Origin of the sequence: Butyricicoccus faecihominis, assembly GCF_024462775.1 — a bacterium.
In the GTDB taxonomy this organism is placed as follows: domain Bacteria; phylum Bacillota; class Clostridia; order Oscillospirales; family Butyricicoccaceae; genus Agathobaculum; species Agathobaculum faecihominis_A.
Genome location: NZ_JANGCE010000001.1, coordinates 304189 through 326400, shown reverse-complemented (window position 1 = coordinate 326400; position 22212 = coordinate 304189). Strand labels below are relative to the sequence as shown.

17 protein-coding genes are annotated in these 22212 nt (G+C 58.7%); all 17 read right to left on the bottom strand.

Annotated features, from left to right (window positions below):
- Positions 1-15: 15 nt before the first annotated feature.
- Complete coding sequence (miaB, locus tag NE562_RS01585; protein WP_280960634.1) at positions 16-1416, bottom strand: tRNA (N6-isopentenyl adenosine(37)-C2)-methylthiotransferase MiaB; 1401 nt, start codon at positions 1414-1416, stop codon at positions 16-18.
- Between the two features lie 53 nt (positions 1417-1469).
- Complete coding sequence (locus tag NE562_RS01580) at positions 1470-2138, bottom strand: TIGR03936 family radical SAM-associated protein (protein ID WP_280960633.1); 669 nt, start codon at positions 2136-2138, stop codon at positions 1470-1472.
- Positions 2131-3993, bottom strand: coding sequence for a TIGR03960 family B12-binding radical SAM protein (locus tag NE562_RS01575; RefSeq protein ID WP_280960632.1), 1863 nt, complete (start codon positions 3991-3993; stop codon positions 2131-2133). Before NE562_RS01575 ends, NE562_RS01580 begins: the two co-directional genes overlap by 8 nt.
- Positions 3994-4066: 73 nt before the next feature.
- The gene (locus tag NE562_RS01570; RefSeq protein ID WP_280960631.1) at positions 4067-6463 is read right to left on the bottom strand and encodes a heavy metal translocating P-type ATPase; all 2397 of its coding nucleotides are present in this window, start codon (positions 6461-6463) and stop codon (positions 4067-4069) included.
- 4 nt (positions 6464-6467) lie between these two features.
- Complete coding sequence (locus NE562_RS01565) at positions 6468-6842, bottom strand: metalloregulator ArsR/SmtB family transcription factor (protein ID WP_317865630.1); 375 nt, start codon at positions 6840-6842, stop codon at positions 6468-6470.
- 123 nt (positions 6843-6965) lie between these two features.
- Positions 6966-7874 (bottom strand): SPFH domain-containing protein, encoded by a 909-nt coding sequence (locus NE562_RS01560; RefSeq protein ID WP_280960630.1) that lies wholly within the window; start codon positions 7872-7874, stop codon positions 6966-6968.
- 32 nt (positions 7875-7906) lie between these two features.
- Entirely contained in the window at positions 7907-8347 is a 441-nt protein-coding gene (locus tag NE562_RS01555) for an NfeD family protein (RefSeq protein ID WP_280960629.1), read from the bottom strand.
- 126 nt (positions 8348-8473) lie between these two features.
- The gene (gene groL, locus NE562_RS01550; RefSeq protein WP_280960628.1) at positions 8474-10099 is read right to left on the bottom strand and encodes a chaperonin GroEL; all 1626 of its coding nucleotides are present in this window, start codon (positions 10097-10099) and stop codon (positions 8474-8476) included.
- A 47-nt stretch (positions 10100-10146) separates the two neighbouring features.
- Entirely contained in the window at positions 10147-10431 is a 285-nt protein-coding gene (locus NE562_RS01545; protein WP_280960627.1) for a co-chaperone GroES, read from the bottom strand.
- Positions 10432-10595: 164 nt separating this feature from the next.
- Positions 10596-11744, bottom strand: coding sequence for a THUMP domain-containing class I SAM-dependent RNA methyltransferase (locus NE562_RS01540; RefSeq protein WP_280960626.1), 1149 nt, complete (start codon positions 11742-11744; stop codon positions 10596-10598).
- A gap of 102 nt (positions 11745-11846) precedes the next feature.
- The gene (locus tag NE562_RS01535) at positions 11847-13415 is read right to left on the bottom strand and encodes an oligosaccharide flippase family protein (RefSeq protein ID WP_280960625.1); all 1569 of its coding nucleotides are present in this window, start codon (positions 13413-13415) and stop codon (positions 11847-11849) included.
- Between the two features lie 90 nt (positions 13416-13505).
- Entirely contained in the window at positions 13506-14648 is a 1143-nt protein-coding gene (gene tgt, locus NE562_RS01530; RefSeq protein WP_280960624.1) for a tRNA guanosine(34) transglycosylase Tgt, read from the bottom strand.
- A 60-nt stretch (positions 14649-14708) separates the two neighbouring features.
- Entirely contained in the window at positions 14709-16286 is a 1578-nt protein-coding gene (locus tag NE562_RS01525) for an amidohydrolase (protein ID WP_280960623.1), read from the bottom strand.
- Between the two features lie 95 nt (positions 16287-16381).
- On the bottom strand, positions 16382-17686 hold the full coding sequence (locus NE562_RS01520; protein ID WP_280960622.1) for an NCS2 family permease: 1305 nt from the start codon (positions 17684-17686) through the stop codon (positions 16382-16384).
- 30 nt (positions 17687-17716) lie between these two features.
- Entirely contained in the window at positions 17717-19450 is a 1734-nt protein-coding gene (locus NE562_RS01515; RefSeq protein ID WP_280960621.1) for an adenine deaminase, read from the bottom strand.
- Positions 19451-19494: 44 nt separating this feature from the next.
- Positions 19495-21609, bottom strand: coding sequence for a diguanylate cyclase (locus tag NE562_RS01510; RefSeq protein WP_280960620.1), 2115 nt, complete (start codon positions 21607-21609; stop codon positions 19495-19497).
- Between the two features lie 18 nt (positions 21610-21627).
- Complete coding sequence (locus tag NE562_RS01505; RefSeq protein ID WP_280960619.1) at positions 21628-21981, bottom strand: Hpt domain-containing protein; 354 nt, start codon at positions 21979-21981, stop codon at positions 21628-21630.
- Between the last annotated feature and the right edge of the window lie 231 nt (positions 21982-22212).

Here is a 22212-nt window from a genome sequence, read left to right as displayed (position 1 = left end):
GCTATTTCCTCGTTTCTATCTTTTTTGCGCGTACAAACAGCGCAAAGAGGTTTTCTCAATCTCTGCTTCGATAAAGGAACCCACCACAATGTCTTCGCCGCGCACGCAGACGAGTAAATTGCCTTCGGTCCTCGCCGTAAAGGGATAGTCCGGATTTTTTGATTCGCCGTCCACCAGCAGACGCAGCGTTTTGCCCTGATAGGCCGCCTGCCGGCGGGCAACGATCTCGTCCTGCGCCCGCAGCAGACGTTCAAAACGAGCCTGCTTTTCCGCGCTTGTCGCGGGGTCCTCGTAGGACGCGGCAGGCGTGCCGCTGCGTTTGGAATACAAAAAGGTGAACAGGAGATCGTATTCGATCTCCTGCGTCAAACGCAGGGTCTCTTCAAAATCGGCCTCGGTCTCGCCCGGAAAGCCGACGATAATATCGCTGGAAAGCACAATTTCGGGTATTTCTTCGCGCGCATAACGGATCAGCTCCCGGTATTCGCCCGCCGTGTAGCGCCGGTTCATACGAGAAAGCACGGCGTCGCTGCCGGATTGCACCGGCAAATGCAGCTGCTTTGCCACCTTGGAACACGCGGCCATGGTATCAATCAGCTTTCTCGACGCATCCTTCGGGTGGCTCGTCATGAAGCGCAATAGAAAATCGCCCGGCACGTCATTCAAACGCCGCAGCAGATCAGAAAAATCGATTTCCAGCCCCAGATCCTTGCCGTAAGAATTGACGTTTTGCCCCAAGAGGGTGATGTCCTTATAGCCCTCCCGCGTAAGCTCGCGCAGTTCGGCCTCGATTTCCTCCGGCCGTCGGCTGCGTTCGCGGCCGCGCACATAGGGCACGATGCAGTAAGTACAGAAATTGTTGCAGCCATACATGATCGACAGCCACGCCTTGGGTCCCTCCCCGCGCAAAAGGGGCAGGCCCTCGGCGATATCGTCCGCACCGCCGATATCGAACACGCGCTTTTCACCGGTCAGCACCCGCCGCAGCAGCGACGGGAAACGCCAGAGCGCGTGCGTGCCAAACAGCAGGCTGACCTGCGGATAGCTTTTTTTAATCTTCTCTACATTCTTCTCCTGCTGTGCCATACAGCCGCACAGCGCGATAATTACATCGGGACGCTGCTTTTTCAAATGGGACAGCGCGCCGATATTGCCGAACGCCCGATCCTCCGCGTGCTCGCGCACCGCGCAGGTGTTAAACAGGATAAAATCCGCATGCTCCGGCGAATCGGTCATCTGGTAGCCCATCTCCGCGAGCATGCCGCGAATGGTCTCGGTATCGGCCTCGTTCTGCTGGCAGCCGAAGGTATGGGTGTACGCGCGTTTCTCCCTGCCGTGATTCATCGCGGCCACAAGGGACATATCGCCAAACTGCGCGCGCAGCTGTTCGGCGGAAACGGTGGTTTGCTGACTCATGCGGTAATTGCTCCTCTATATACGAATGCCGCATTCAAACGGCGCTTTCCGGTTTAACGAAACGGCTCGCCCTCGGCGGTAAATACGTTCATACGGTGGTAAGCGCAAAACGGAAGCGCATACTGCGGCAAATATTGCCTGATTGCGCGGGTCAGGTATTCCGGGCTCAGGCTCACGCTGCCGGCCGCCGTGGTGACGACCGCGACGGCTTCGCCCTCCTTTTCCTCTACGGAAAAGTCCCGCATTAGCTCGCGCATATTGACGAGCTTTTCTCCGCGCTTGGACTTTTTCAAAATTTCGATCTGCTTTTGCGCGAACAGCGTGCGCACATCGGTCAGGAATGAAGCGGGCAGGCCATCCTCAAAGCCCCAAGTGATACGGTACTGCGACCAAGCGATCCGCGCGATCTTCATGCCGCCGTCCTCTAGCGGATAGATTTCGATCGCGCGCAGGCCTTCCGGGAAAACATCGTTCAGCGCCTCGACCGCATTAATCGGCACGCTTTCGGAGGTGATGTTGAAATCCAAAAATTCGCACGCGCCGGAAAATCCGGTCGATAACGGCAGCGCCACGGAAACATAAGCGTGCTGGTTAAAGCCTTCGGTAAACCAAAGGGGCATTTGGCAGCGCGCCATCGAGCGCTGCATGGTGTGCATCAGGTCGAGGTGCGAAATATACTTGGCGCGCCCCTCCTTGGCAAATTTCATGCGGGCCTTAAACATGGCAGCGGCCTCCCTTCAGCAGGGCGCTCGCGCCGCACCCCGCGCACTTCTGCATGCAGTCCACGGTGGGGACCGCCTCGCGTGAGCGCTCCCACTCGCGCTTTAGGTGTTCCTTATCCGTGCCGCAGCCGATGTGATCCCACGGGAACACTTCGGTCAGCGGACGCTGGCGGGAAGCGTAAAACGCGGGGTCGAGCCCGCAGTCGGCAAAAGCCTGCATCCATTTTTCATAATCGAAGAACTGGTCCCACCCATCGAATTTGCAGCCGCGCTGCCAAGCCAGATAGATCGCCTTGCCCTGCCTGCGGTCGCCGCGGGCGATCACGCCCTCGAGAACCGAAGTTTCGGCGTCGTGCCAGTTATACGTCACGTTTTTGGTCTTCATGATCTTTTTCATGTAGGCCTGCTTTTCACGCAGCATGTCCAGCGTGTCCTGCGCGTCCCACTGGAACGGCGTTTGCGGCTTGGGCACAAAGCACGAAGCCGACGCCGTGACCCTTACGCCGCGCGCACGATTTTGTGTATTTTCCTTCCAGCAGAAAGCGACCTTTTTGCAGGTCTCCAAAATGCCGTCTAAATCCTCCGTGGTCTCGGTGGGCAGGCCCATCATGAAATACAGCTTGATATTGTTCCAGCCGCCGCGAAAAGCGATCGCACAGGCGGAGAGCAGGTCGTCCTCCTCCAGATTTTTGTTGATCACGTCGCGCAGGCGCTTGGAACCCGCTTCCGGCGCAAAGGTCAGGCCGCTTTTGCGCACCTTCTGCACGCGCTCCATCAGCTCGGCGTTGAAGCTGTCCGCGCGCAGGCTGGGCAGCGACAGGCTGATATGACGCGGCTCGCAGTAATCCAGCATGGTGGAGGTCAGCCCCGACAGGTCGCCATAGTCGCTGGTCGAAAGCGAAGAGAGCGAAATTTCCTCATAGCCCGAGTTTTTCAAAACAGCCTCGGCCTGCTTTTGCAGCACTTCTTTTGACTTGCTGCGCAGCGGCCGGTAGGTGTGCCCGGCCTGACAGAAGCGGCAGCCGCGCGGACACCCGCGAAACAGCTCCACCATCGCGCGGTCGAACACGATATCGGTGGACGGGACGACGAACGATTCCGGATAGTACATCGTGTCGAGATCCTCTACAATGCGCTTTTGCACCTTAGCGGGCGCGCCGTCTATCGGCGCAACGCTTTCCACCGTGCCGTCCTCGTGGTAGCGCACCTCGTACAGCGCAGGCACGTAGACGCCCGGAATGCCGGCGGCCTGACGCAAAAAGCGGGGTTTGTCCCAGCTTTCCCGCTTGGCCTGACGGTACAGATCGGTGAACTCAAGCATGACCTCTTCCCCGTCGCCGATCAGGAACACATCGACAAAATCAGCCAGCGGCTCCGGGTTATAGGCGCACGGTCCGCCGCAGACGACCAGATGGGAAAGCGCCTTCCGCTCCGCCGCAAGCACCGGGATACCGCCGAGATCCAGCATGTTCAGGATGTTGGTGAAGGAAAGCTCGTATTGCAGCGTAAAACCGATTATATCAAACAGATGGAGCGGATCGCCGCTCTCCAGCGCGTACAGCGGGATGCCCGCGCTGCGCAGTTCGTCCTCCATATCGACCCAAGGCGCGCAAACGCGCTCGCACCAAACGCCGGGTTGATCGTTTAACAGGCCGTACAGAATGCGCGAGCCCAAGTGGGACATGCCTACTTCATATACATCGGGAAAGCAAAAAGCAAACCGCAGGTCTACCTCTTCCCTGTTTTTCATCACCGAACCCCATTCGCCGCCGACATAGCGCGCCGGCTTCTGAACACGGGACAGGATGGCTTCCATTTTCTTGTGCAATATGTTTTCCTCCCAAGCGAAATACATTTTTAGTATATCATAAAACGCGAAAAAACGCCATACCGAAAAACGGTACAGCGTTTGTTTCGCCCGCGAAATATCACTTGATGCTGAGCGTGCGCGAGGCGTTGAGCACGGTGAGTACGGTGAGCAGCACATCGGCCGCGACCGCCTGCCACATCATCGTTACGCCGAACATCGTCAGCAGCAGCAAAACCACCTTAACGCCGAGCAACAGCACCATGTTTTGCAGCGCCACGCCGTGCGTGCGGCGGCTGATGCGCACCGCGTCGGTCAGACGGGTCAGGTCGTTGGTCATAATGAGCACATTTGCCGCGCCAGCCGATTCCGGAGAGCCTGCCGCGCCCATCTCAACGCCGATATCCGCCTGCCCCAGTTCAGACGCGTCGTTTACGCCGTCTCCCACATAGGCGGCCGTGCCGTCCGTCGGGATGGTGCGCAAAAGGAATTCAAGCTTGGAGGCCTTTTCCTCCGGTAGCAGCCCTGCGTGCACCGTGTCGATACCGATCGTATCGGCCGCCTGCTGCGCGGGCAGCTCGGTGTCGCCGGTCAGAATGACGGTGCGCAGAACGCCGAGCGATTTTAAGCCGGAGACCGCCTCCGAAGCTTCGCTCCGCACGGTATCCTGCAAAACGATCGCACCCGCGTAATCGCCTTCGTATGATACATATACGACGGTGCCCGCTAGATCGGGCACGCCCTTGACGCCGCGCGAGATCATCAGCTTGCGGTTGCCGACCAGCAGGTTGTGGTTGCCGATGCGCGCGCGCACGCCGCGCCCCGGGAACTCCTCAAATTCGGATATTTTCTGCGGAATGCCTTGATAGGCGGCCACAATGGCGCGCGCCACCGGATGGTCGGAGAGCTGCTCCGCCGTCGCGGCGAGAGCCAAACAGCTTTCCGCGTTGAAATCAGGGGTGGCCTGAATCTCCTTGACATGCAGCTTGCCCTCGGTCAGCGTGCCGGTTTTACCAAACACGACCATGCGCAGCTCGGCAAGCTTTTCGATGGCGTCGTTGCCCTTGACCTGAATGCCCTTTTGTGCAAGCCGGCCGTTGCCGCCGACAAAGCTCATCGGCACGGAGAGCAGCAGCGCGGTCGGACAGCAGATGACAAGCACGGTCAGCGCGCGATAAATCCACGTGGCTGTATCGCCGATACGGAATAGAGGCGGCAGCAAGGAGAGCAGTACCGCCAGCACGATAATGATCGGCATGTAGCGGGACGCGCCGTGGATCACGCTGTTTTCCAGCGACGCGCGGCGGCCTGCGGATTCCTCCCGCATGCGCAGGATTTGGCTGACGGCGCAGTCTTCAAACTTCGCTGTCGCGCGGATCAGCATCAGCGTGCCGGTATAAAGGCTGCCGGCCAGCACCTTGGCGCCCTTTTCGACCGCCTTCGGTTCGCTGTCGCCGGTCAGTACGGTGTCGTCCACCGTACCCTCGCCGCGCAGGATCACGCCGTCGATCGGGATACGCTCGCCGGAGCGCACCATAATAAAATCGCCAACGTTGATTTCCACCGGCTGTACGTGCTTTTCTTCGCCCTGCATGTTGACGATGGACGCTCTTTCAGGCACAAAATCGGTCTGTTCCCGCAAAGCGCCGTGCGTCGAATGCAGCACCATATCGGAGATCAGCTTGCCCACGCTGTGAAGGATCAGCACGATGCTGGCTTCCGGGCGGCGGCCAAGCAGAAAGGCGCCTAGGGACGCGATAAAGATCAGCAGGTATTCGTTAAAATATTTGCCGTGCGTAAAGCCGCGAACGACACGCGCCGCGACCGGCAGCACCGTGATCAGGTATGCGACCACATACATGGCCAGCGAAACGCCGGCGATCGGCAACACCATGCCGAGCACCAAGAAAACGGCGGCGATCGCTAAACGGATCAGCGTAAAGCGAATATCGGCCGTTGTCATGGGCTGGTACACGGCCTCGTCGCCGCTGATGCCCCGGCGCGCGTTTTCACGGCGCTGGCGGGTCTGTTCGCGGCGGCGTATTTTGGCGCGCACCCGTGCGCGTTCGACAAAGGAAAGCCCGTCCAGATTGGGGCTTAGATCGTCCTTTACGGTAAGCGCGGTCTCCGAGATCGGCGGCAGTTCTTCGCCCTGCTCGTCCGGCGAGGCTTCTTCGTCCTCGGCGGACGCGGCTTCGGCTTCGCCGCCTTCGTCCTCAGCCGCCGCTTCGTCTGTCTCGTCCGGCGCGGCCTCTTCAGTCGGCGGCTCGTCGGCAGCGTCCTGCGGCGGTTCGGGGGCGGGCTGCTCCGGCTCGTCCGGCAGCGGCGCTACCGGCTGAGGAAAGGGCACCGTGTTGCCGGGCGCAGCGATATCCGCCGTGCCCTCCAGATCGGACAGAATCTCCTCGACCAGCTCGGTGGGAAATTCAATCGGCTCGGGCGCGGCGAGTATTTCCTCCGGCGCGCGCTGCTCCGGCGACTGTTCCGCCTCATCCGAGCGTTCTACTTTTTTACTCATCAATCTATCCCTCCTGCACATGTGCGATGCCCTGCGCCAATATCGTTTGGATATGGCTATCGCACAAGGCGTAATACACCGTTTTGCCGCTTTTCCGGCTGCGGACGAGCCGCGCCTGTTTCAGAAAACGCAGCTGATGGGATATGGCGGATTGGCTCATATTCAAAAGCGAGGCGATATCGCACACGCAGAGCTCCTCCGTACCCAATGCGGCGAGAATGCGCAGGCGCGTTTTATCGGAAAACGCCTTAAAGAAATCCGAAGCGGCGCTGGTGATCTCCTCCGCCGGCATTTGCTGCCTTGCGTGCTCGATCGGGCCCGCATGAATCACATGCTCTTCGCAGCATTCCGCCTCCGCCGCTTTCTTTTTCGTTGCCAACCGCAATCCCTCCCGCGATGTAGAAACATCCATTGAATAATGCTACCATTAAAACGGGTTTTTGTCAATGTCAGCGACAAAAAAGCGGCCTGCCGAACGGATTCGGCGGCCGCTTTTGCTGGTTTATTCGCCCTTGGGGTCGGTGATAACTTCCTTGAACGAGGTCGCCAGACCTGCGAGACTCTGGATCTGGCTCGGAATAATGATTTTGGTCGCCTTGCCGTCTGCCGCCTTGCCGAAGGCTTCAAGCGACTTGAGCTTGATGATCTGCTCGGTCGGCTCGGCGTTGTTCAGCATGACGATCGAATCGGCCAGCGCCTTCTGCACGGTCAGCAGCGCTTCGGCTTCGCCTTCCGCTTCACGGATTTTCGCCATACGGCTGGCTTCCGCGCGCAGTACGGTGGATTCCTTTTCGCCTTCCGCCACCAGAATAGCGGATTGCTTCTTGCCTTCCGCCACGAGAATTGCTTCGCGGCGCTCGCGCTCCGCCTTCATCTGCTTTTCCATGGATTCTTGGATCGCGGCGGGCGGGATGATATTTTTCAGTTCCACGCGGTTTACCTTGATGCCCCATGCGTCGGTCGCTTCATCAAGGATGGCGCGCATTTTGGTGTTGATGATGTCGCGGCTGGTCAGCGTCTGATCGAGTTCCAGATCGCCGATGATATTACGCAGCGTGGTCGCGGTCAGGTTTTCGATCGCGCTCATCGGCGCTTCGATACCGTAGGTGAACAGCTTGGGGTCGGTTATTTGGAAATAGACGACCGTATCGATCTGCATGGTGACGTTATCCTTTGTGATAACGGGCTGCGGCGGAAAATCGACCACCTGCTCCTTGAGCGTCACCTTGCGGGCAATGCGCTCGAACAGCGGGATTTTAAAATGCAGGCCGGTGCCCCATGTGCCCTGATAGGTGCCGAGGCGTTCAATGATGAACGCGCGTGCCTGCGGCACGATGACGATGTTGCTCGCAATGAACGCAATCAGGATGATCGCAAGGATAATCCAGATAAACGGAACGATAAATGGCATGATAATTCTCCTTTACTCCAAAACGGTCTTCGCTACACCTTTTCTACAATGGCCTTTACGCCGCGTATCGCGGTCACGCGCACGGCAGCGCCCTTGGGAATGACCGAATCATCCGCGGAGCGCGCGGTCCACAGCTGACCGAACACCTTGATTTCTCCCGTTTCCTGCACGTTGTCGATCTCGATCACAACGATGGCCGGTTCTCCTATGATACGGTCCGCGTTGGTCGGTTCGTTTTTCGTGTGCAGAAATTTGCGGCAAAAGGGTCGCACCAGAATGAGCAGCGCCGCGGAAAACAGCACAAAGATGAGCAGCTGCGCAGGCAACGGCAAGCCGATACTCGCAGCGACAAGCGCCGCAACCGAGCCGACCGCGAACCAGATCGCCGACAAATCGAGAGTGAACGCTTCCACCGCGACGCCGATGATGATCACCGCAGTCCAAATGTAGAGGCTGTTAATTCCAAAGATCATGGCAGCGCCTCCTTTCTTCTACGAGCATAGTTTACCATAGTATTCCCCAGAAGTACAGGAAAAAATCAAAACGCGAAGCGGGGCGCAGTATTGAACTGCACCCCGCTTTAAAAAGCATCTGCTAAATTAATACATGCCGCCCATGTCCGGCATCGGAGCAGCCGGAGCCGCAGGCTCCTTCTTATCGGCGACCAGACTCTCGGTGGTGAGAACCATGGAAGCGACGGAGGCCGCGTTCTGCAGCGCGGAACGGTTTACCTTGGTCGGATCGACAATGCCGTTGGCGATCATATCGCCGTAGGTCTCGGTCGCGGCGTCAAAGCCATAGCCGACCTTGCCGGAGGTCTTGACCTTATCGACAACGACGGCGCCTTCGATGCCCGCGTTGAAAGCGATCTGCTGGATTGGCGCTTCCAAACCGCGCGCAACGATTTGCATGCCGGTCTTCTCGTCGCCCTCGGCCTTCTCAGCCAGCGCGATAACAGCCGGGATCGCGTTGATATAGGACACGCCGCCGCCCGCGACAATGCCCTCTTCCACAGCGGCGCGGGTCGCGTTGAGAGCGTCCTCGATGCGCAGCTTCTTTTCCTTCATTTCGGTCTCGGTAGCGGCGCCGACCTTGATGACGGCTACGCCGCCGGCCAACTTGGCCAGACGCTCCTGCAGCTTCTCACGGTCAAAATCGGAGGTGGTGCGCTCGATCGCATTGCGGATCTCGTTGACGCGCGCCTCGATATCCTTCTTATCGCCTGCGCCGTCAACGATCGTGGTGGTTTCCTTGCTCACCTTGATCTGGCGCGCGGTGCCCAGCATATCCATGGTCGCGTCCTTCAACTCGATACCGATCTCCTCGGAGATCACGGTGCCGCCGGTCAGAACAGCGATATCCTGCAGCATTTCCTTGCGGCGGTCGCCGAAGCCCGGCGCCTTAACGGCAACGCAGGTGAAGGTGCCGCGCAGACGGTTGACGATCAGGGTGGACAGAGCCTCGCCCTCTACGTCCTCCGCAACGAGCAGCAGCTTCTTGCCGGCCTTGACGATCTGCTCAAGGATCGGAAGCAGCTCCTGAATGTTGGAAAGCTTCTTATCGGTGATGAGAATGAGGGCGTCGTCCAGAACGGCTTCCATCTTCTCGGTATCGGTGCACATATAGGGGGTGATATAGCCGCGGTCGAACTGCATGCCCTCGACTACCTCGGAATAGGTCTCGGCGGTCTTGGATTCCTCGACCGTGATAACGCCATCGGTCGAAACCTTTTCCATCGCCTCGGCGATCAGCTTACCGATCTCCTCGTCGCCGGAAGAAACAGCGCCTACGCGAGCGATATCGCCCGTGCCGTCTACCTTTTTAGAGTGCTCCTGAATCGCCGCAACAGCAGCGTCCACAGCCTTGGCGATGCCGCGGCGCATAACCATCGGGTTGGCGCCCGCCGCCACGTTCTTGAGGCCTTCGTGAACAAACGCCTGCGCCAGTACGGTCGCGGTGGTGGTGCCGTCGCCCGCGACGTCGTTGGTCTTGGTCGCGACTTCCTTGACCAGCTGCGCGCCCATGTTCTCATAGGGATCTTCCAGTTCGATCTCCTTGGCGATGGTCACGCCGTCGTTCGTGATGAGCGGAGAGCCGAACTTCTTGTCCAGCACTACGTTGCGGCCCTTGGGGCCAATGGTCACTTTAACGGTATCGGCGAGCATGTTGATGCCGCGCTCCAGCGCCTTGCGTGCTTCTTCGCCGTAGATCAGTTGCTTAGCCATGATTGCTATTCCTCCTAAAAATCGTATCTTGGTAAAAAGGTGGTCAGTTATTCAACGACTGCAAGGATATCGCTCTGGCGAACGATGATGTATTCCTCGCCGTCGAGCTTGATCTCAGTTCCGGTGTACTTGCCGGTGATGACCTTCTGGCCCTTATGGACCTCCATCTTGATCTCCTTGCCATCCACAATGCCGCCGGGGCCAACCTCGATGATTTCCGCAACCTGCGGCTTTTCCTTGGCAGAGCCGGCAAGAATGATTCCGCTGGCCGTGGTCTCCTCCGCCTCGATCATTTTGAGTACGACTCGATCGGTAAGGGGCTTGAGTTTCATAACGGGTTCCTCCTATAAATATAAAAATTAACGAAGTGAGTTTTAGCACTCGTTTAGCAAGAGTGCTAACATGAGTATTATATTACACCACTGCATGCGATTCTGCAAGAGTTTTTTTGGAAATTTCCCCACGAAATTTATGAATTTTTTGTGAATCGCCCGAATTATCCAACGTCGGTTTTAGCAGCCGGCCTTGGCGAGTGCTTAAAATACATATATAGGTCGCATTTGATCATGCCGTTATAGAGTTTGCGCCGCTTATCGGCCTTCTTGCCGTAGAAATGCTCAAACTGCGCGTCCGAACTGAGCACATACTGCTTCATGGGCGACGCGGACACCGCTTTGCCAAAGGCGGCGTAAAGCTGCTCGGCCCGCTCGATATCGAGCAGGCGCTCGCCGTAGGGCGGGTTGGCGAATAGAACGCCGCCCTGCGAATAGTCGCGTTTCGCGGCGTCCGCCTGTTCAAACCACACGGTGTGGCCGACGCCCGCCTTGCGCGCGTTAGCCATGGAAAGCGCGACGCAGGCGGGGTCGATATCGCTGCCCACGATCGAAAAACGCGCGCCCGCTATCGCCTCGTCCACTGCCTGCTGCCGCGCTCTTTGCCAAACCGCCGGATCGAGCACCGGCCATGTTTCCGCTTCAAACGTGCGCATCAGCCCGGGCGCGCGGCGGCAGGCGATCAGCCCCGCTTCGATGGCGATCGTACCCGAGCCGCAAAAAGGATCCAGAAACGGTTCCCTGCCCCGCCACCGCGCGAGCTTCACCATGGCGGCCGCCAGCGTTTCCCGCAGCGGAGCCGCGTTCGCCTCGGCCCGGTAGCCGCGCTTGTGCAGGCCCGCGCCCGAGGTATCGAGAAACAGCTCGGCCTTGTCGTGCATGATGGAGAACTGGATCTGATGCCTTGCGCCGCTCTCTTCAAACCAGCTTTGGCCGTAGGCCTGCCGCAGGCGCTCTGCCACGGCCTTTTTGATGATCTTCTGGCAATCCGGGATCGAATGCAGCGCAGAGTCGAGGCTGTGCCCCTTTACCGGAAACGCGCCGTCTTTCGGGATAAACTGCTCCCACGGCAGCGCGCGCACCCCTTCAAAGAGCGCGTCAAAGCTCCCCGCGGAAAACACGCCAAGGCGGATCAGCACGCGCTCGGCGCAGCGCAGGTTTAAATTGGCCCAAGCGAGCGTATGCTCATCTCCGGTAAACAGCACGCGGCCATTTTCCGCCGTTACATCGGTAAGCTTTCCGTTAAAGCGCAGCTCATCCGCTACGATACCTTCCAGCCCAAACAGTGTTGGGCAGCACATCGTCAATTCCATTAATTTTGTTCCTCTTTTCCAATCCAAAAAAACAGCTCTTGCCGCGCCCGCGGTCAAGAGCCGTACACTTGTTTAACATGATATCGGTTTTGTCTCCGCTTGTCAAGGCCGCCCGCGCATCGACAGCGTCCCGGCGGAAGTTTCAATTCGGCGGCCGAGATAGGTCATCAGCCGCACGCCGCACAGGCGCAGCACAAACAGGTAGACCGCGACGGCGCCAAGCGCTGTGCACAATAAAGCGGGCACCGCGTCCGATACAAACGGGCGAACGAGGCGGTAACAGACCTGCGTCCAATAAAACAGCGTCAGCGCGCACAAAACAGGTACGCCGAAACGCCGTAAGGGCCGCAGCGGAAAGCGCGTGTGCTGGTGCAGCACCGTGAGATTGGCCGCGAACGCCGCAATGGCTGAAAGCAGCATGGCAAGCAGGTAGCCGTAAATGCCGAGTGTCGGCCGCGCCGCCCATCGGTACATGACGGCAAGCTGCATCAGCTCGGACAGAATAGCGGTGGCGACATTGATGTGCTGTAAACCGAGCGCGTTGAGCAAGCTGCCCGAAGCCATCTGGTAATAGCTTGCCACCGCCACCGCGCCGAGCAGCATCACATAGTGGGTGGACAGCGGCTGGCCGAAAATTAATTCGGATAGTCTGGGCGCCATCGGCACAAGCACCGCCGTTGCCGGCAGCGCGATCAGGCCGACGGTCGAGATCGTCCGGCCGACCAGCGAACGCATGCGCTTTTCGTTCCCCACTGCCTGCGCCGCCGTGATAGCGGGCAGCAGCGCCGTGCACACCGAGCTCACGAGCGCCACCGGCAGCAGGATCAGCGGCATCGCCATACCGGAAACGACGCCGAGCGCGGAAAGCGCCTGACCGTAGGTGAGTCCCGCTGCCATGAGGCGCTGCGGGAGCAGCACTGCGCCCGCGGAGGAGAGCAGGTTGCTTGCCAGCGCGGATATCGATAGCGGCAGCGCAATGGCAAAAAACTGGCCGCCAAGCACCCGGTCTACCGGCAACGGCCGCGCCGGCGCGCGCAGCTGCTTTTTATACAACGTGGTCAAAAAAACCGCGCTGAAGATCTCGCTCACCACCATACCCGCGAAAATCAGCATCGCGATCACGCCATAATCCTCGCCATGGTAGCGCGATAGCAAAAAATAAACCGCGAGGATGCGTATCAACTGCTCCCCTACCTCGGATACCGCGGAGAACTGCATCTGTTCCAATCCGATGCAAAAGGATTTAAAAATATTTTCAATGCCGGTGAGCGCCAAACAGAGCAGCAAAAACGGCAGCGCCATCGCGCATCGCGCATCGCCCAAAAGGTCGGCCGCGATTTTGGTGCGCAGCGGCAAAACAAGGACCGCGCACGTGCAGAACATGGTGCCGAACGACACAAAGGATAAACGCAAAATGGCGGGCAGCTTGCCGCGCTCCCGCCTCGCCGCGCTCGCCGCGGATAGGCGGGAGCATGCCATCGTCACCCCGGATAGGCAGCCCGCGTTGAGTACCAGATAGGCGGAATTGACCAGCCGGTACACGCCCAGACCTTCCGCGCCCGCGTAGTGGCTGAGCAGGACGCGGTATAAAAACCCCAGCGCTTGCAGCGCTATATTACCGCAGGCCAGCACGCTGGCCGCGTATAAAATTGTCTTTTTTCGTATCCGCACTGCACGACCCCATTTCCCTCTACAGGGTATGCGGTCCGCCCAAACAACAGAACGGGAACGCCAAAATTGGCGTTCCCGGTTTTGGGGTGTTTAAATGCGTTTTGCCATTTTCTCGCTGTTGGCCGCGCGGTATGCGGCAAAGTCGCCGTGATCCAAAGCCTCGCGGATATCTTCCATCAGGTGGTTGTAGAACCAAAGGTTGTGCGTCACCAGCAGACGCTGGGACAGCATTTCACCCGCTTTGAGCAAATGGCGCAGGTAGGCGCGGCTGAACCGGCGACAGGTCGGGCACTGGCAGCCCTCTTCAATTGGGCGGTCGTCCGTCTGGTACTTGGCGTTCATAATGTTCAAAATGCCGTCATGCGTGAACAGATGGCCGTGACGCGCGTTGCGCGTCGGCATGACGCAGTCGAAGAAGTCGATACCGCGCGCAACGCCCTCGATGATGTTGGATGGCGTGCCGACGCCCATCAGGTAACGCGGCTTACGCGCCGGTGCGTGCGGCAGAGTAACGTCTAGGATATGATACATCACATCGGTCGATTCTCCGACCGCCAGGCCGCCGATCGCGTAGCCCGGCAGGTCGAGCGCGGCGATCTCCTGCATATGCTCGGCGCGAAGGTCGTCATACGTGCCGCCCTGATTGATGCCAAACAGCAGCTGGCGGGGGTTGACCGTTTCCGGCAGGCTGTTCAGCCGAGCCAGCTCCTCTTTGCAGCGTCGCAGCCAACGCGTCGTGCGGTCGATCGAAGCCTTGACATATTCGCGCGGCGCGGGGTTTTCAATGCACTCATCAAAGGCCATGGCAATATCCGAGCCAAGATTCGACTGGATGCGCATGCTCTCCTCCGGGCCCATGAAGATTTTGCGTCCATCCACGTGGGAATGGAAATAAACGCCCTCTTCCTTGATCTTACGCAGTGTGGCGAGTGAGAAAACCTGAAAACCGCCCGAATCGGTCAGCATCGGCCCATCCCAGCGCATAAAACGGTGCAGACCGCCCATCTGCCGCACGATCTGATCGCCCGGCCGCACGTGCAAATGGTAGGTGTTGGACAGCTCGATCTGGCAGTCGACCTCCTTCAGGTCAAACGCGTCGAGCGCGCCCTTGATCGCTCCCTGCGTGCCGACGTTCATAAAAACCGGCGTTTGCACCTCGCCGTGCGCGGTCATAAAGCGGCCGCGACGCGCCTGCTCTTCGGTTTTTAACAATTCAAATGTTCCGATCTCCATAATTCCCTCGCTCTGCAAAATTCATAATTGCAGTTATTCTATCACAAATACACGGGGGATTCAACTATCCGCAGCATAAATCGTCTCGCCGTCCTTGATGGTCTCGACAACACGTACGCCGCGTAGGTCCTCCGGCGGTACGGCCAGCGGATCTTGATCGAGCACGACCAGATCGGCCCGTTTGCCCACGGCGATACTGCCCTTTTCGTTTTCCTCAAAGTACTGATAAGCGGCGTTCGCCGTCACCGCGCGCAGCGCTTCATATACGGGGATGCGCTCGTTTTCGCCGAGCAGCACGCCGGCCTTGGTGCGGCGCGTAGCCGCGCACCAGATCGTTTCCAGCATGTCCGGATCGAGCACCGGCGTATCCTGATGAAACGTGAAACAAATATCTTGATGCAGCGCCGATCCAGTCGGGCTGATTAGCTTTGCGCGGTCGGCGCCGAAGTTTCTGATATGCGTATCGCCCCAATGATATACATGCGCGACAAAAAAGGAAGGAATGACGGAAAGCGCACGCACCTCGTCCAGCTGGTCCGGCCCCAATAGCTGCGCGTGGATCATCACCGGACGAATCGCCGCAAGGTCGGCGCCCTGCCCTGCGGCCTCGCGGCAAAGCCGCAAGTACTGCGCCGCCGCCGCGTCCCCATTGCAATGGGCCAGCAGCTGCATACCGTCCTTCAGCGCTCGCTGCAAATACCGCCGCGCCTCATCATCCGTCAATGTGGGATAGCCGCAGCCTCCGCCCACGTATGGCGTGCGCATCCAAGCCGTCCGCCCCTGCGGCGAGCCGTCCAGAAACATCTTATAGCCGCCGATCTTAAAATGACCCACATACGTGCGGAGGTGCGCGCGGAACGCATTGAGCAAGCGCTCGCCCCCTGCCGCGTCCACATAGCCGACCAGATCAAGGCGCAGCAGTCCGGCGTCCAGCATCGCGCGCAGCATCGGCTCCATCAAATCAACCATCATGCCTTCCTGCACGGTCGTGATCCCGTGGGAAGCGTATTTTTGCTGCGCCAGCCGGTAAGCGTCTAAAAGCGCTGCCGGCTCCGGCGTGGGTACCTGCTTTAAATACTGAAGGAATGCGGTCTCTTCCATATAGCCGGTCAAACGTCCGTCCTTCTTTTGGATCAGTCCGCCCGGCGGCGGTACGGTCTCGTCTGTAACGCCAAGCCTTTGAAGCGCCCGCGTATTGAACACGCCCACATGCCCGGACCTGTGCTGCAACACAAGCGGATTCGTCGGCGCCACACGGTCCAGCGTGTCGCGATCCGGGTGCAGTCCACCGGCAAGCTGGTTGTGATCGTATCCGCGCGCGGTCACCCATTCTCCGGGCGCGATCCGGCGTTCCTTGATGAACGCGCCGACGCGCTCCGTGATTTCTTCCTTGGTCACGCATTCCTCAAGCGGTACTTGCAGCAAGGCGTTTGCCGCAGCGGAAAAATGGCTGTGCGCGTCAATGAAAGCGGGCAGCAGCGCTTTACCGTTCAAATCAACGGTTTCAGTCGGCGCCACACGCGGCGCGCTTCGCTGCGTGCCTACATAGCGGATTCGTCCATCCTCCACAAGCACCGCTTCCGCTAGCTCGTCGTTCTCCATGGTCAGGATCGTTCCGTTTTGATAAAGCCGCTTCATGCAGTTCCCTCCTATCATTTTCAGTTTGCGCAGCACGGGTGCGCTTCAATCAAAAAGGCTGCCCCGCATGCTTTCGGAGCAGCCCTTCAAGCCAATTATAAGATGGTCCAGAAATACAGCAGGCACACCGCGATCAGCACATACATAACCTTCGGTATCTCGCGGATACGGCCGGCGGCCAGCTTGAGGATCAGATAGATCGGCAGCGCCACGCAGATGCCGTTTGCAATATTGTTCGCAAAAACGGTGAACGCCACACAAATAAACGCTGGAAAGCTCTCGGTATAATCGGAGAAATCGACGTTTCTGAGCGCGCTCATCATGCCGACGCCGATGATGATCAGCGCGGGCGCCGTCGCGGCCGATGGGATCATCAGCGCAATCGGCGTGAGCAGCAGCGTAAACGCGAAGCATACCGCGGTGGACACGGCGGTAAGACCGGTCTTGCCGCCCGCCTCGACGCCCGCGGAGGATTCAAGATAGGTGGTCATACAGGGCATGCAAAATGCCGAGCCGATCACGGTCGAGACCGCGTCTACCTTGAACACACGATCGATACCGGGCAGGTTGCCGTCCTTATCCAGATAGCCTGCCTTGCCGCCCACACCGATCGCCGTGCCAAAGGTTGAAAAGAAATCAGGCACGAACAGTGCGATCAGGAACGGGATATAGGCGAAGCGCAGCGCGCCGAGCAGATCAATGTTCAAAAAGTTGCCGAGCGGGTTGCCGGGCGCGGTGAACAGCGTTTCCGGCAGCTTGGTGATGCCCATCGGAATACCGATCAGCGTGGTGACCAAAATAGAAACGATCATATAGCCAGGCACCTTCATGGTTTTGGTGACAAGGATTAGAATAAAGCCAATGAGCGCCAAAACCACGGTCGGGCTGGCCAGCTCGCCCCATCCCAGATTATTCTTGCCCTCTACCGCGATGATGAGCTTGGCGTTCTTGCAGCCGAGCAGCGCGATGAACAGGCCGATGCCCGCGCTGACCGCGTGCTTGAGGCTGGGCGGGATCGCCTTGACGACCGCGTCGCGCAGGCCGATATAGGAGATGACGACAAAAATCATGCCGCTCCAGAAAATGACGCCCGCCGTTACCGCCGGAGAAACGCCGTCGTTCGCCATCATACCCACCACGATGCCGACGCTGCCAAGGCCGGGCGCGAGCGCGAAGGGCCGGTTGGTGACAAGCGCCATAGCCACGGTGGTCAAAATAATGAGCAGGATCATCGAAGTTAGGATAACGCCGCGATCCATACCGGCATTGCCCATCATGTTCGGTATCGTGCCCAGCACGTACGCCATCGTGACAAAGGTCGTGATGCCCGCCACGATCTCGGTGCGCACACTCGTCTTGTATTCGCTAAGGTGGAACCGCTTTTCCATCCAGTTGTTCATAAAAGAATCCCCCTATTTTTATGTCTTCAATCAAACGCTGTCAACAAATAGCGGCACGATCTGCGCCGCCTTGACATCGATCAGGCCTTTATCCGTCAGCTTGAGCGCCGGACTGACCGGCAGCGTAATCGTGCCGAACGACATGATCGGGTTGTAATGCCGGTAACCGAGCGCGGTCATGGCCGCGCGCACGCGGCCTAGGGCCGCGCCGACCTCTTCCGCGGGGCGGTCGGACAAAATACCGCCGACACCCAGCTTAAGCTCGGCCAATATCTCCCCGTCCTCGGCGCAGACGAAGCCGCCTTGCAGCGCGATCACGCGGTTGACCGCCGCCGTTAGATCGCGCGCCGTTGCGCCGGCCGCGAGCAGGTTGTGGCAATCGTGCGCATAGCTGGTCGCGACCGCGCCGCGCTTATGGCAGTCGCCCGTCATAAAGCCGTAGCCTACCCCGCCGTTTTTTCCGTACCGTTCCAGCACGACCGCGAGCAGCAGGCCGCTCCCCTCCCACTGCACCAGACCGTCCTGGACGGGCAGCTCGAAAACGCGCTCTTCCGTCCGGGTACTGCCGTCCCGTACCTCGATGGCGCGAACGCGTACCACGCCCTGCCGTACCGGCGCCTGCACCGCAAAGCGCTGCTCCGTCTGCGGCGTTAAATGGATGCTGCTGTAGTACGGCGCGCTGAACGGCCTCGCGCGCGCTGCCTCGTGCCTCGCCGCCCCCTTTTTATAAATACATTTGCCGCCGCGGTAGGTCGCCTGCACCTCGAACCGCGCCAGATCGGAGAGCAGCACAAAATCCGCGCGCTTGCCTGAATCGAGCGCGCCCCGGTCGAGCAGGTTCATACGCCGCGCCGGCGTAAAGGTGGCGTTATAAATCGCCTGCGCCGGCGCAAGGCCAAGCGCGATCGCCCGGCGCACCAGCGCGTCCAGATGGCCTTCCTCCACCAGCTTGTCCGCCATGACGTCGTCGGTGACAAAGCAAAAGTATTCGTACAAATTATTTTCTCGGATGAGCGCAAGCACCTCTGGGGACAGCGTCTTTTGCTGGATCTCCACGAACATACCGCCCTCGAAGCGGGCCCTGAGCTCCGCCACGCTGTGCTCGGTATGGTCGCCGTTGATCCCTAGAAACAAAAATTCAGCCAGATCGGCCCCCATAAGCGCCGGACAATGGCCCTCGATCGGAAAAATCGTATCCCTGGCGCGCAGTTTTTTCAGAAACTTCGTGATCTCCAAATCGTTTTCATGTATGATCTGGCGGTAATTCATCACCTCGCCGACACAAGCGACGGCAGGGTCGCCGTACAGCGCCTCCATATCCGCGCAGCCAATCTCCCCGCCCGTCGTCTCAAGGCGGGACGAGGTGGAAGGCACACAGCTCGGTATGCCGTACCGCACATCAATAGGCGCGCCGCGTCCCGCTTCAATCATTTCGGTCACACCGCTCAGTCCGCCCACGTTCGCCATTTCGTGCGGCTCGGATACGATCGTGGTCACCCCGCACTGTGCCAGCCTTTCGCAAAAGGCCGCGGGCGTCATCATCGAGCTTTCGATGTGCATATGGATATCGATCAGACCGGGCGCCATATAGGCCCCGCCCGCATCGATCTCTTCCGCCGCTTCGTAGCACTGCTCTTCCGCGCGGTCGACATATAAGATCTTGCCGTCCCTCATGTATACATCGGCGCGGTCAAAGGTTTTAAAATAGCTGTTCAACACCGATACGTGCCGGACGCACAAATCGGCTTTTCGTTTTTCGGCCATGCCTCACACCTCTTTTCCGTTATCGTGTTCCGTTTGCCGCCGCCTTATTCGCGCTTATCGCTGTCCGGCTCGGAAAGAACGGTGCGAAAGCCCGCCGTTTTCGCGTTGCGGTCATAAAAAGCGTAGCGGTTTTTGCCCGCGTTTTTCGCGCTGTAAAGAGCCTGATCCGCGCAGTCGATCGCAGCGTCGTAATCCGCGCCGTCCTCCGGACAGAGCGCGATGCCTACGCTGCCCGAGACCGAAGCCGCGCGCACTTCCGGAATGCGGACCTCCTGAAACATCCGGCAAATATCCTGCGCCTTGCGTTCCAGCAGGCTCCGATCGTTTTGGCCGTGCAGGAACACCGCGAACTCATCCCCGCCGATCCGACCGACCAGATCGTCATGCCGGAACATCGCTTTAAGTCCGCTGCCGATCTGCTGCAGAACGCGGTCTCCGTTGGCATGGCCGAAGCGGTCGTTGATGCCTTTGAAATTGTCCACATCGATAAAAAACACCGCGCCGACCTCGCCCTCGGCCATGCGTTTGACCGCCGAGCGGTTATAAAGGCCGGTTAGCGGATCGGTCTCCGCCCGCCGCCGCAGCCGCGCGTTTTCCAGCTTGGTTTCGTTTACATTGGTCAGCTTGCCGATCAGGTTGGAGCACGAATCGCTTTCATCCGCCATATAGATGCCGTTAATCCAAATTTCAAACCATTCGTATTCCCCGGTGTTGGTCTTGATCCGCAGCTCAAATTTCCGCACGTTGTCGGCGGGCGTCAGCTGGGCCAGCTTTTCCTCAATGATCTTTTTATCCGCTTCGTAGATCATGGTGGAGTTGCACAGCGTTTCGCGCGCGTGCATCATACGGAAGCTTTCGTTAAAAACAGAAACAAACTTTTCTGAAAATTGCAGCACGTCGGTGCTGACGTCGTAGTCAAAGGTGATCTCGCCCGAAAGCTCGGCCAGCACGTGATACTTTTCACGCTCCAATTCCAAAAGGCGCAGGGTGCGTTCGGTCAGTGTGGCCGGGCCCGAAGGCGTGGGCGGCTGCTGGGATACCAGCTCGGATTCGAGCGACACCGAGCCGTCGCCAGCCGAACGGGCCGGCACAACGGTGATTTCACGCAGTTTGTCGGACGCCTGCAAAAAACAGTCGAGCAGCTGCGGGTTGAACGAGCCGCATTCGCCGTTCAGGATCATGGATACCGCGCTGCTGTGTGTGTACGGCGGCTTATAGACGCGCTCGTTGGTCAGCGCCTCATACACATCGGCCAATGATACGACCTGCGCCCAGATCGTGATCTCGCTCCCCTGCAGCCCGTCGGGATAACCGCGACCGTCCCACCGTTCATGGTGGTGGCGGCAGATCTCGTAACAGTACTGGTAAAACTCATCGTTTTGCAGATGGCCGAGATCGAGTCGCTGCAAAATTTCACAGCCCTTGATGGTGTGAGACTTCATCACCTCGAACTCTTTTTCGGTCAGCTTGCCGGGCTTTAAAAGCACCGAGTCAGGAATGGCAATCTTACCGATATCATGCAGGGCCGAAGCGTCGGTGATCAGGCTGATTTGCGCGTCGGTAAAGCGGTATTCCTCATACTGCGCGGACAGCGCTTCCAGCAGCACGCGCGTGATCTGCCGGATGCGGCGGATATGAGAGCCGGATTCGCCGTTTCGGAACTCGACCACGGTGGACAGCGTATCGATCACGAACGCGCTGGTGCGCGCCAGCTTCTTCGCCTGTTCCTCCAGCGCGGCGTACTGCTCCTGCAGCTTGCTTTCCAAATGTCGCTTATGTTCGTACAGCTCCATGACGTTTTCAACGCGGCGGCTGACGATCTCCGGATTGAACGGCTTGTTGACAATATCGGCCACGCCTAGGTTGTAGCCCTTCAGCGCGGTGCTCTCGCTGCTTTCCGCCGTGATCAGGATGACGGGGATACGCTCCAGCGCGGCGTTGCCCTGCAAGCGGCGCAACACCTCGATTCCGTCCATCACCGGCATGACGACGTCGAGCAGCACGATCGAAAGCTCCTCCTGATGCTGCTTGATGACGCGCAGCGCTTCTTCTCCGTTCTCCGCCTCCAAAATGGCATAGGTGTGCTGGAATAGCTCGCAGAGGATGGCTCGGTTAAGCTCGACGTCGTCAACAATCAGTATCGTCTTCTGTTTAGCCAAAACGCTCATCTTCTCTCCTTAGTCGATCAGGTCGATCAGGCTCAAAAGCTTTTGATATTCCTCTTGCACCGCCTGAAAAAGCCGGCGGACCTGTTCCGCGTCCTTCTGTTCACGTATAGCTGACACCAACGCGGCGCTATTGTCGCTCAGCTTTTGGAAACCCAAATTTGCCGCCGTCCCTTTTAGCGTATGGGCGCTTGTTTCAATCCGCTCGACATCCCCGGCGGCAACGGCGTCGCGCAACTGCTGATAAGTGGGATCCTGCGCAAACTTTTTCACAAATCGATTCAGCAGCGCGGCGTTTCCGACAAAACGGTGCAGCGTGGTTTCCACATCCACGCCGGCCTGTTGTAATACGGTAAATAACTCCATGACGATCGCTCCTTTCCGCACACAACCCGCCAAGACACACCACGGCCAGCCGTGTACAGAGCTTTTTGCGCCTGCCGATCTCTAGAACGGCAGCAAAGCTCGTTATTACCTTATATTATCATCCCCACACGAAATAATCAACCGAACGCCTCCATGTTTTTGTCGCTTTTCCGTGGATTATGCACAAAAAGAAAGAAACACCCCCTTGCTGCACGGGCGTTTCTTTCTTTT